8 protein-coding genes are annotated in these 12033 nt (G+C 61.2%); 6 read left to right on the forward strand and 2 right to left on the reverse strand.

The annotated features are described in order from the left end of the window. Window positions 1–167 precede the first annotated feature (167 nt). Together glgX and bglA are read left to right on the forward strand one after the other, a co-directional pair. Complete coding sequence (gene glgX, locus NKJ13_RS24765) at window positions 168–2174, forward strand: glycogen debranching protein GlgX (RefSeq protein WP_352778707.1); 2007 nt, start codon at window positions 168–170, stop codon at window positions 2172–2174. Continuing rightward, a complete protein-coding gene (gene bglA / locus NKJ13_RS24770) occupies window positions 2164–3792 on the forward strand; it encodes a beta-galactosidase BglA (RefSeq protein ID WP_352738813.1) in 1629 nt (542 codons plus the stop codon). The genes glgX and bglA overlap by 11 nt, the downstream gene beginning before the upstream one ends. 8 nt (window positions 3793–3800) lie before the next feature. Here bglA and NKJ13_RS24775 read toward each other — a convergent pair whose 3' ends face one another. Together NKJ13_RS24775 and NKJ13_RS24780 are read right to left on the reverse strand one after the other, a co-directional pair. Continuing rightward, window positions 3801–5540, reverse strand: coding sequence for a pilus assembly protein TadG-related protein (locus NKJ13_RS24775; RefSeq protein WP_352778710.1), 1740 nt, complete (start codon window positions 5538–5540; stop codon window positions 3801–3803). A gap of 45 nt (window positions 5541–5585) precedes the next feature. Next, window positions 5586–6065 carry a TadE/TadG family type IV pilus assembly protein gene (locus NKJ13_RS24780; protein WP_352738815.1) on the reverse strand — a complete coding sequence of 160 codons (480 nt, stop codon included), beginning with the start codon at window positions 6063–6065 and terminating at the stop codon, window positions 5586–5588. A 384-nt stretch (window positions 6066–6449) separates the two neighbouring features. On the opposite strand from NKJ13_RS24780, the gene NKJ13_RS24785 reads away from it, so the two are divergent. The 4 genes from NKJ13_RS24785 to NKJ13_RS24800 all read left to right on the forward strand — a co-directional run bounded on the left by NKJ13_RS24785 (window position 6450) and on the right by NKJ13_RS24800 (window position 11866). Beyond that, window positions 6450–8042, forward strand: a complete 1593-nt coding sequence (locus NKJ13_RS24785; RefSeq protein WP_352507585.1) for a peptide ABC transporter substrate-binding protein — start codon at window positions 6450–6452, stop codon at window positions 8040–8042. A 166-nt stretch (window positions 8043–8208) separates the two neighbouring features. Beyond that, window positions 8209–9132: an ABC transporter permease subunit gene (locus tag NKJ13_RS24790; protein ID WP_352507586.1), complete on the forward strand. Its 924-nt coding sequence runs from the start codon at window positions 8209–8211 to the stop codon at window positions 9130–9132. Beyond that, complete coding sequence (locus tag NKJ13_RS24795; RefSeq protein ID WP_254819905.1) at window positions 9125–10243, forward strand: ABC transporter permease; 1119 nt, start codon at window positions 9125–9127, stop codon at window positions 10241–10243. Before NKJ13_RS24790 ends, NKJ13_RS24795 begins: the two co-directional genes overlap by 8 nt. Before the next feature lie 3 nt (window positions 10244–10246). Further along, a complete protein-coding gene (locus NKJ13_RS24800) occupies window positions 10247–11866 on the forward strand; it encodes an ABC transporter ATP-binding protein (protein WP_254819906.1) in 1620 nt (539 codons plus the stop codon). Window positions 11867–12033: the final 167 nt, after the last annotated feature.

A 12033-nucleotide genomic window follows, 5' to 3' on the forward strand; every position in this document is an offset into this window, starting at 1 on the left:
CTTGTGGGAGAAGGTGGCCGAGCGAAGCTCGGTCGGATGAGGGGTGTTCCAGCTTGGCGCACACCTTTGCACAAATCGCCCATGCCTCGTTTCTTCCAGCACCCCTCATCCGTCTCGGCGCTGCGCGCCGATCCACCTTCTCCCACAAGGGGAGAAGGAGACGCCGTATGAGCCAACTCGGCGCAACAATCACCCAAGAAGGCATCCGCTTCGCCGCATGGTCCTCGTCGGCTCGGCGCATCTGGGTCTCGATCTTCGACCAGCGCGGCAACCGCGAAATCGACCGGCTGCAACTCCAGTCGGAAGGCGAGGGCGTGCACGCGCTTTTTGTTGCCGGTCTCGCCGCCGGCACCCGCTACGGGCTCCGTGCCGATGGCGACTACGCGCCGGAGCAGGGCCTTTGGTTCGATCCCGACAAGCTGCTGGCCGATCCCTACGCCGTCGAGATCGACAGGCCTTATGCCTATGACGGCCGACTGGCCGCGCGTCGGGGCGAGGGGGCTGATACCGCGCCGCTGATGCCGAAGGCCGTTGCCGGCGCCTTGCCGGAACCCTTGCCCGCCTTGCCGCCGCTGTTTCGGCCCGGCGGCCTAATCTATGAAGTGCCGGTACGCGCCTTCACAAAGCTGCATAAGGACATTCCCGAGAAGCAGCGCGGCACCATTGCAGCTCTCGCTCGCCCCCTTGTTGTAGAGCATCTGCAAAACCTCGGTGTTGCAGCCGTTGAGTTGATGCCGGTGACGGCATCGATCGACGAACGGCATTTGCCGCCGCTCAGGCTGCGCAACGCCTGGGGTTATAATCCCGTGACCTTCATGGCGCTCGATCCGCGACTGGCGCCCGGCGGTCTGGCCGAGTTGCGCGGAATGGTCGCTGCGCTGCGCGAGGCCGGCATCGGCACCATTCTCGACCTGGTGTTCAATCACACCGGCGAAAGCGACCGGCTCGGCCCGACATTGTCGCTGCGCGGCCTCGACAGCCGCGCCTACTACCGGCACGAGGCCGACGGCGCTCTGGTCAATGACACCGGAACCGGCAATACGGTGGCCTGCGACCATCCGGTCGTCCGGGACATGGTCCTCGACACGCTTCGCCATTTTGTCCAGTGCGCCGGCGTCGACGGATTCCGCTTCGACCTGGCGCCGATCCTCGGCCGCGGCGACGGCGTTTTCGACGCCGATGCGCCGCTGCTGAACGCCATTCGCAACGACCCTGTTCTTGGCGACCGGGTGCTGATCGCCGAGCCCTGGGATGTCGGACCGGATGGCTATCAACTCGGCAATTTTCCGCCGCCCTTCCTAGAATGGAACGACAGATACCGTGACGATATCCGCCGCTTCTGGCGCGGCGACGGCGGCATGATCGGTGCGCTGGCGACGCGGCTTGCCGGTTCGTCCGACGTCTTTTCCAAAGCAGGCCAGACAACGAGCCGAAGCCTCAATTTCATCGCTGCGCATGACGGCATGACGCTGGCCGATATCGTTGCCTACGAGCACAAGCACAACGAGGCCAACGGCGAACAGAACCGCGATGGTCACGATGACAACCTGTCCTGGAACAATGGCGTCGAGGGTCAGACCGACGACCAGTCAATCGTTACGGCCCGTTTCGATGACCAGTGCGCGCTGCTGGCGACGCTCTTTGCCTCGCGCGGCACGATCATGCTGACGGCCGGAGACGAGTTCGGCCGCACGCAGCGCGGCAACAACAACGCTTACGCGCAGGACAATGACATTACCTGGCTCGACTGGTCCGGGCGCGACCGGGCGCTAGAGCGGTACACGGCTCTGCTCGCCAAGATGCGTCGTGCCGCGCCGGCGCTTTCGGACACCAGGTTCCTGACCGGAGAACTGCCGGCCGGCTCGCAATTACCTGACGTCGCCTGGCTGACGGAAACCGGCGTGCCGCTCGATGAAGCAGCCTGGCACGATCCTAGGCGACATCGGCTGGTCATGGTGCTCGGTGGCAATGAGAACAGTCGCCTTGCGGTGGTCATCAACGGCGACCGCCGAGCCTGCGTGTTCACGCTGCCGGAACGGGCGGGTTTTCATTGGCGCCCAGCCATCGAACCGGATACTGGCGACATCTCACGGCCGGTGCCTGGGCGAACGGTCATGTTCATCCTCGAAAGCAGGACAGCGCGGGCGGGCGCAGGGGGAAGCCATGATGGCTGACAATGCCGAATGGTGGCGCGGCTGCGTCATCTACCAGATCTACCCGCGCTCCTTCCAGGACACGACAGGCGACGGCAGCGGCGATCTCAGCGGCATCACCTCGAGGCTGGCCCATGTCGCATCGCTCGGTGTCGACGCGGTCTGGCTGTCGCCTTTCTTCAAGTCACCAATGGCCGATATGGGTTACGACGTTTCGGATTACTGCGCCGTCGATCCGATGTTCGGCACATCAGAGGACTTCGACGCGCTGGTTGCCGAGGCACACCGGTTGGGCCTGAAGGTGATCATCGACCAGGTCCTGTCGCACTCATCGGATCGGCACGAATGGTTCGTCGAAAGCCGCACGAGCCGCGACAACTCCAAGGCCGACTGGTACGTCTGGGCCGATGCGAAGCCCGACGGCACCGCCCCCAATAATTGGCTGTCGCTCTTCGGCGGACCCGCCTGGGAGTGGGATGCTACGCGCAGGCAATATTACCTGCACAATTTCCTCGCCTCGCAGCCGGACCTGAATTTCCACAACCCGCAGGTGCAGGACGCCTTGCTGGAAACGGTGCGGTTCTGGCTCGAGCGCGGCGTCGACGGTTTCCGGCTGGATACGGTCAACTATTACGTCCACGACCGCTGGCTGCGCAGCAACCCGCCTTTGGCAGAAAGCGTCGCCGGCTCCAATACGGCAACCAGCCCCTATCTCTATCAGGAGCATCTGTTCGACAAGAGCCAGCCGGAAAACCTTACTTTTCTCAAGCGCTTCCGGGCCTTGCTTGACGAGTATGAAGGCCGCGTCGCTGTCGGCGAGATTGGCGACGAAACTCGTTCCTTGCAGACACTCGCCGCCTATACCGGCGGTGGCGACAAGCTCCAAATGTCCTACACGTTCGATCTGCTCGGCCCGCAATTCTCGGCGTCGCATGTGCGTGGCTGTGTCGAGGCCTTCGAGAGTAAGGTGTTCGACGGCTGGGTTTGCTGGGCGTTCTCCAACCACGATGTCGTGCGCCATGTCAGTCGATGGACAAGGCCGGGCGGCGATCCGGACAGGGTGGCGAAATTCTCGATCGTGCTGCTTTCCTGCTTGCGCGGATCGATCTGCCTTTACCAGGGCGAAGAACTCGGGCTGGAGGAGGCCGAACTGGCGTTCGAGGATTTGCGCGATCCCTTCGGCATCCGCTTCTGGCCGGCAATCAAGGGGCGGGACGGGTGCCGAACGCCGATGGTCTGGGAGGCTGTCGCCGACAATGCCGGCTTTTCAACCGGCAAGCCGTGGCTTCCGGTCCCGGCAAGCCATCGCGCCCGGGCGGTCGACGTCCAGAATGGCGAGCAAACCTCCGTCCTGGCGAGCTACCGGGCGATGCTGGCCTTGCGCAAGCAGCATCCGGCGCTGGTTCGAGGCTCGATCCGGTTCCTCGATGCCGAAGGCGACGTCCTTGCTTTCATTCGCGAAGGCGGTGACGAAAAGCTGCTGTGTGTCCTCAATTTCGCCAACGAGCCGGCCGGCTGGCAATTGCCGCCGGATCTGGATGTGATAGAGCCGATAGATCTTGGCAGTACTACCGGCGTCTTGCAGGAAGGAACTCTGTCGCTGCCGCCGCTAGGCTGCTTTCTCGGCCGGATCGGCTGATCTCCATCTCATTGAACGAGTACGGAGCGCCCGCAAGTCGCGCCGACAACCCGCACATCGGCCTCGCCGACATGCACGCCGACAGCCGCAAGCACGTTGTAGACCAGTGCGTCGACCGGCGCCGTCACGCCGTTCAGAACCGTTACCACCGCCGGCTTAACCGTTCCGAGCAGGGCCGTCACGTCCAGCCCGAGGCCCAGTGCATTGACGGAGAGCGAGAGGCCGCTGACCAGCGATGTCGTGAGTGATTGCGTCAGGTTTTTTGTGGCGACAGTTTTTATCGTCTTGTTGGCGATATCGGTGCTGTCGAAGGTCAATGTGGTCGGATCGTTGTTGGTGATGGCAAGTGATGAAGAACCCTTCACATCGAGCAGATTGAGGGTAAGCAGCAGAAGCTTCACGCTTACCTGGGCAATCGTGGTGTCGGAGAACGATTGCGGATTGCTGAAATCGGCGAAGGCCGATGGATTGTTGTCGGCGTCGCTGGCGGCAAGGTGCAGCGAGGCCACGCCTGGCTGCGCGGCGATCGAGACCTTGGTGCTGTCCGGCCGGCCCGTCGGGCAGCTGATGTCAGTCAGCTTGGCTTCCGCATAGGCGACTTCGACATGCAGAGGCAGATTGACGGACAGCAGACTGATGCCGCCGCCGAGATTGGAATTGCCGATGCCGACTGTGGTGACCAGCTTGATTCGTGTCTGCGCGGTGCGCACCACGGTGCCTTTTTCACCTACGGCCAGCCAGGGTGAATATTGCAACGGTTCACCGATGGCGATGGCGAGCGTAGTGGAGGTAAGTCCCGGAATAGTGGCGCCGAGATCGACCTGGACCTGGTTTGAGCCATTGGCCAGCGAGGCGGCGGCACCCAGCATGCCCATCGCGCTTGCGTCGACGGAAAAGCCGGGAGACTTTTGTCCGAGGCCGAGCTTACCGATCGGGCCAAGATCGATAAGATGACTGAGGGGTATCTTGACCGTGTTCGTGGCCCTTGACGCGATCGTCTGCAGCACAAGTTTGCTGGCGCTGCCCGACCCGGACGCATTGGCCATGGCGGTCGCGATCTGGCCTACCGTCGCTTTTGACGCCAGCACGTCGGAATAGCTGACACCTGTCAGTTGCAACTGCACGGCAAGGGCATCGACGAACGAAAGCACGTTGACGTCGGCCGAGATCAGCGCGTTGTAGTCCATGACGCTGAGCGAGATGTTGCCGCCCAGCAACTTGCTTAGAAGCGCGTTAAGGATGCCGCCATTGACGCTGAGGAGCCTTGACCCGACCGAGAACATCGCTTGCGGGGTCACGCTGGCAATGGCTTCGGTGCCGATAACCGGAGTAGGGATGAGCGAACTGGCGAAATACCGGGCGGGGATTTTGTGCAGGGTGACGCGAACGGCGTTGTACGGCGTTTTACCGGCTTCGAAGCGCTTGTCGACACCAACGGAGGAAGCCGCTGAGTATCGACCGCCGGTGACGGACACGACGGTTTTCCCAGCCGTGGGGACGATTGTCTGACCTGGCTTTTGAACAATGATGCCGGGCATTCGGTTGTCACTGAGCGTGGTTACTGCCGCGGCTTCCATATTGTTGATGTTCGACGCCGCGGTGATCGCCGCCAGATCCGTCATCGCCTGGGCTTCCCTGCGCTCCGTGTAGATCGAACCTTCGTCGACGGCGAAGGCCGCAAGCCCCAGGGCGAATGGCGCTATGAGCGCGGTCATGACGGCAAAGTTCGCCTTCTCGTCGCCAACCATCGAGCGAGCGATCCGGCCGATGCCCCTCAGCAAGAACTGCGACATTCAAATGCCTCCAATCCTGATGGTCGACCTGCGTGTGATCGTGGTTTGCGGCATCGCAAGGCTTGGTAACAGGTTCCAGATCGGCAGGTTGCTGGCATCGTACTGGATCGACACGACGAACTGATTTCCGTCGGCCGTGCTGTCCGTCGCCTGATAGGTCAGCTTGCCGGAATCGACGAACGGGTATCCACTGGCATTGTTTTTGACGAAACTCGCCACCAGCGCCTGGCGCTCGGTTTGGTTCAATCCGGCAATCGCAGTGCGGGCGGCATCGGCGGCGATCTGCTGCAAGGAGTTGCTTGCACCAAAATAGATACCATATGCAACCATTCCGAGCAAGAGCAGGATGAAAACCGGTGAAAGCAGGGCAAATTCGATCGCGGAAGTTCCGGACTCATCTCCAATTCTGCGTAGATTTGTCCTTATTCGACGTGTGTTTTTTGCCGCTAATGAGACAGTTTTACTGTCTGTCTTATCCATTGCCCTTGTCCACGGAACTTAAGAGGGATGTGCCGAACCCGTCCAAATATGTAACCCATGGTTGACTAAGAACCAATTAAGACATTCCCGCAAACTGAAATGATCCGCCAGATTATCTCCCGCGGACGGGCGTTTTCAGGGCGATGAAACGCAGCCAAGCCCATGGTTTCGATCCTTAATTGGCCGTTCGCAAGACGACTGTCCCGGCGCCTTACTTTGGGTGACCCCGAGAGACTGTTGAAATAAAAAATCTCCACGTTACTGTTTGGTCACCAGCTGCCGGAAAGGGAACCGGCTGCGCGCTCGAAAGGAACCAGCCAATCGGTTTCGGGGCGTCAACGCTTAGAGACGTGGCTGAAGGGCGACGTCATTAGGGAGAACTCCATGTTGAAACATGTGCTGAAGGCGACGGTACTCGCCACGACCATGGTCTTGGCCGCCGGTACGTTCTACACGCCGGCTTTCGCCGAGACCGTCTACAACCGCGGAGCCGCCGCCGAAGCGGAGACGCTCGATCCGCACAAGACCTCGACGGTCTACGAAGCCGATATCATACGCGACCTGTTCCAGGGCCTCGTCATGCATGATCAGAAGACGAATCTCATTCCGGGCGCCGCCGAAAGCTGGACGGTGTCCGACGACGGCACTGTCTACACCTTCAAGCTGCGCAAGGACGGCCTCTGGTCGGATGGCAGCCCGGTGACGGCGGACGACTTCGTTTATTCGTTCCGTCGGCTGGAAGATCCGGCCACCGCTGCGGAATACGCTTCCATGCTCTATCCAGTGAAGGGTGCCGAGGAAGTCAACACCAAGAAGGGTAAGCCGGAGGATATGGGCGTTAAGGCGATTGACGCAAATACTCTCGAAGTCACGCTCAAGGCGCCAACGCCTTACTTCCTGGAGATGCTGACCCATCAGGCGACCTATCCGGTTAACAAGGCGTCCATCGAAAAGCTTGGCGCCGACTGGATCAAGGCAGGCAAGCTGGTCTCCAACGGGGCCTTTACAGCGGCGGAGTGGATTCCCAACGACCATCTGAAGCTGGTCAAGAATCCGAAATTCTGGGATGCCGCGAGCGTCAAGTTCGACGTGGTCAACTACATCCCGACCGAGGATCGCTCGTCAGCGATGAAGCGCTTCGAGGCCGGCGAACTCGACAGTTATGGTGACCTGCCGACCGAACAGCTCGCAGATCTCAAGGCCAAATTCGGCGACCAGGTCCGCGTCGGGCCATATCTCGGCATCTACTATTATGCGATCAAGACCGACAAGGCGCCGTGGGACAATGTCGAACTGCGCAACGCCATCTCTATGGCGATCGATCGCGACTTCCTGGCCGAAAAAGTCTGGCAGAATTCGATGCTGCCCGGCTATTCGATGGTACCTCCGGGCATCGAAGGCTACACGCCGGCTCTGGCAAAATACGCCGACATGCCGCAGATCGACCGCGAAGACGAAGCCAAGAAAATCCTGGAGAAGCTCGGCTATACGCCCGAGCATCCGCTGAAGATGCAGATCCGCTACAACACTTCGGAGAACCACAAGAACACCGCTGTCGCCATCCAGGAACAGCTGAAGCCGCTCGGCGTCGAGGTCACGCTGCTCAACACCGACACCAAGACCCACTACTCCTTCCTCGAGCAGAAGGGTGATTATGACGTGGCGCGTGCCGCCTGGATCGCCGACTACAAGGATCCGGAAACCTTTCTCGGCATCTCTCGCAAGGCCAGCGGCAACAACTATTCGGTTTACAACAGTCCGAAATTCGAGGCAGCCATGGACGAGGCGGCCGCCGCGGGCGGCAAGCCCGAAGAGCGTATGAAGAAACTCGCCGAAGCCGAGCGCATCCTCGTCGACGACGTCGGCGAGATCCCGCTTCTCTACTATAGCTACCACGATATCGTTTCCTCGAAGCTGCATGGCTTCGACGACAATGTGATGGACATCCATCCGTCCCGCTTCATCAGCAAGGACTGATCCCTTAGCCAGGCCGCCGCGCAACTCAATGCGCGGCGGTGCTGGTTTGCCATCGCATCGGCCCGGAAACCGGAATCGATTTTCGATAATGTCGGTGCGAAGATTTGAAGGCTAGAGCGCAATCGTCCAGCCGGACGCGCGCTGCTCTGGATCAAGCGGGGCACCGATGCTGCGTTACGTATTCCGGCGGCTTCTGACCGCCATTCCGACGCTGTTCGTCATCGTGACCATGGCGTTCTTCCTGATACGTGTCGCGCCGGGCGGCCCGTTCAACCAGGAGCGGGGTCTGAGCCCCGAGATCAGGGCCAATCTCGAAGCCCAGTTCGGCCTCAACGATCCGCTCTGGCTGCAGTACGTCCACTATCTGGGCAATCTTCTGCGCGGCAATTTCGGTCCCAGCTACAACATGCCGGATTTTACCGTCGGCGAGTTGTTCAGGGAGGGCCTGCCGATCTCGATCCAACTCGGCGCTTCGGCACTCGTTCTGGCGCTGCTCCTCGGCAGCGTGCTCGGCACTGTTGCCGCGCTCAACCAGAATAAGCTTGCCGACTATTCGGTGATCGCGCTGGCGACCGCCGGCAGCACCATTCCGACCTTCGTCATCGCCCCGGTAATCCAGCTTGTATTCGGATTGACCTGGAAGCTGCTGCCGATCGGTGGCTGGGGCGATGGAGCCCTTATCAACAAGGTCGGCCCGGTACTGACGCTCGCTCTGCCGCAGATCGCAATCGTTGCCCGCCTGATGCGCGGCTCGATGATCGAATCGCTGCACTCGCATCACATCCGTACCGCGCGCGCTCTCGGCCTGTCCGACTGGTCAGTCGTCGTCAAGCATGCGCTGCGCGGCGCCATCCTGCCGATCGTCTCCTTTACCGGTCCGGCAGCTGCAGCCCTTCTCACCGGCTCGATCATCGTCGAGACCATCTTCTCTATACCGGGCATCGGCCGCCATTTTGTCGTTGCCGCGCTCAACCGCGACTACACTCTGGTTATGGGAACGGTGGTGGTCATCGCGCTCTTCACTATTGTCTTCAACCTGATCGTCGACGTCCTCTATGGTGTCGTCGATCCGAGGGTGCGCTATGACTGATATCGCAGTTGCCGCACCGGTCGTCGGCCGATCCCTGTGGGGTGACGCCTGGGCGCGCCTCAAGGCCAATCGCGCGGCCATGTTCAGTCTGTATTATCTTGCCTTCATCACCGTCATCAGTGTGTTTGGGCCCTATTTCGTGCCGCACCAGTATACCACCATCTATGCCGACTATGTGCGCACGCCGCCGAGCTTCTCCGCCTATCCGCAGGCCGACATGATCGAAGGCGCTCTCGATGAGGCGATCAGGCGTATGCGCGTCGACATCAAGGATTGGCGGCAGGAGGGCAGCCGTGTGTTCGTTACCGTCAGATCGTCCAAGCCGATCGACGACCGCAACATTCGCTACCTTGATCGTTCCGATACCTTTGATGACACAAAGATCGAGAGCAAATCGCCGGATGGTCTCGAAATGGTGATGAGTGCCTCGATCAAGCAGCAATATTTCCTGTTCGGCACCGACAACACCGGCCGCGATCTGCTATCGCGAACGCTGATGGCCGGGCGCATATCGCTGGCCATCGGATTGCTTGCCGGCATTGTGGCCGTGGTCATCGGCGTGCTCTACGGCGCCACCGCCGGCCTTGCCGGCGGCAGGGTCGACGAGGTGATGATGCGTGTCGTCGACGTGCTCTATTCTTTGCCGTTCATCTTCTTCGTCATCATGCTGGTGGTGTTTTTCGGCAGGAACTTCGTGCTAATGTTCCTGGCCGTCGGCGCGGTGCTGTGGCTCGACATGGCGCGCATCGTGCGCGGACAGGCGCTGTCGATCCGCCGGCAGGAATATGTCCAGGCGGCGGAGGCGATGGGCGTCGGACAGCGTGGCATTTTGCTGCGCCACGTCATCCCCAATTTGCTCGGGCCGGTGGTGATCTACATGACGCTGCTGGTGCCGCAGGTCATCATCCTGGAAAGCTTCCTGTCGTTCCTCGGGCTCGGCGTCCAAGAGCCGATGACAAGCTGGGGCGTGCTGATCTCGGTCGGCGCCCAGAACATCGGCTCGGCCAACTGGCTGCTTTTGTTCCCGGCATTCTTTCTCGTCTCGACGTTGTTCGCGTTGAATTTCGTCGGCGACGGCCTGCGTGACGCGCTCGACCCGAAGGATCGTTGAGAGATGGCTGCTTCCGAAACCATCCTCAGCGTCAAGGACCTTCGGGTCCGCTTCCGCACCCTCGACGGTGTGGTGGAGGCGGTGAAGGGCATCAATATCCACGTCAAATCAGGCGAGACCGTCGCCGTCGTCGGCGAATCCGGTTCCGGCAAGAGCCAGACGATGATGGCGGCGATGAGCCTGCTCGCCTCGAACGGCGAGGCCACCGGCACCGTCGATTATCGCGGCCGCAATCTTTTGACCTTGAGCAAGCCCGAGCTCAACAAGATCCGCGGCCGCAAGATCAGCATGATCTTCCAGGAGCCGATGACTTCGCTCGACCCGCTCTATTCGATCGGCAACCAGTTGATCGAGCCGATCCGCAAGCATCGCGGGCTGGGCGCCGCGGCGGCGCGCGAGGAGGCGCTCAAGCTGCTGCGGCTGGTCCATATTCCCGATCCGGAGCGGCGGATGAAATCCTATCCGCACGAGTTGTCGGGCGGTCAGCGCCAGCGCGTCATGATCGCCATGGCGCTGGCCAACGACCCCGACATATTGATCGCCGACGAGCCGACGACCGCGCTCGACGTCACCATCCAGGCACAGATCCTCATGCTGCTCGCCGAATTGCAGCGCAAGCTCGGCATGGCGATCGTCTTCATCACCCACGACCTCGGCATCGTCCGGCGCTTTGCCGATCGGGTCTATGTGATGCGCTATGGCGAGGTGGTCGAGGAGGGCGAAGCGGAAGCGATCTTCGCCAACCCGCAGCACGCCTACACCAAGATGCTGCTTGCCGCCGAACCGACCGGCACCAAGGCGCCGCCGCCGCCGAATGCCCCTGTCCTGCTTGAAGGCAGGAACGTCGAGGTGACCTTCAAGATCGGCGGCGGATTTCTTGGCGGCGAGCCGCTGCTGCTGCGCGCCGTCGATCGCATTTCGATACGGCTGAAGCGCAACCAGACGATCGGCATCGTCGGCGAATCCGGCTCGGGAAAATCGACGCTCGGCCGCGCCTTGCTGCGGCTCCTGCCCAGCGACGGCATCATCCGGCTTGGCGACCGCGACATTTCCCACGCCGATCGCCAGGCGATGCGGCCGCTGCGGCGCGAATTACAGCTCGTCTTCCAGGATCCATTCGGCTCGCTGTCGCCACGCATGACCGTCGGCCAGATAATCACCGAGGGGCTGCTGGTCCACGAGCCCAATCTGTCGGGCAGGCAGCGCGATCTCCGCGCGGTCGATGCATTGCTAGAAGTCGGGCTCGACCCGAACACGCGCAACCGCTATCCGCACGAATTCTCCGGCGGCCAGCGGCAGCGCATCGCCATTGCGCGCGCCATGATACTCAAGCCTAAAGTGGTGGTGCTGGACGAGCCGACCTCGGCGCTGGACCGCTCCGTGCAGAAGCAGATCGTCGAATTGCTGCGCAAGCTGCAGGCCGACCACGAGCTGTCCTATCTGTTCATCAGCCACGACCTCGCCGTCGTGCGCGCCATGGCCGACTACATCATCGTCATGAAACAGGGCAAGATCGTCGAGGAGGGACCGGCCGAGGCGATCTTCAGTAATCCGCAGGCAACCTACACACAGACACTGATGGCCGCGGCCATCGATGTCACGCGATTTCGCCTGAGCGCATAGCGCGATTGGTCAGAACTGCGGCGGATGGTGGCTGTGTCGGGAACAAAAACAGCTAAGCCGCTGTTGAGCGGCCCGAGACATAGGTGACGATTTGTACCGGACACATAGGTAACACTTTTCGGTTTTTGCCGGGAGGTGTTGATGCCGTGGAGAGAGTGTTCGGTGAT

This window comes from Mesorhizobium sp. M0174 (assembly GCF_040322275.1).
In the GTDB taxonomy this organism is placed as follows: Bacteria; Pseudomonadota; Alphaproteobacteria; order Rhizobiales; family Rhizobiaceae; genus Mesorhizobium.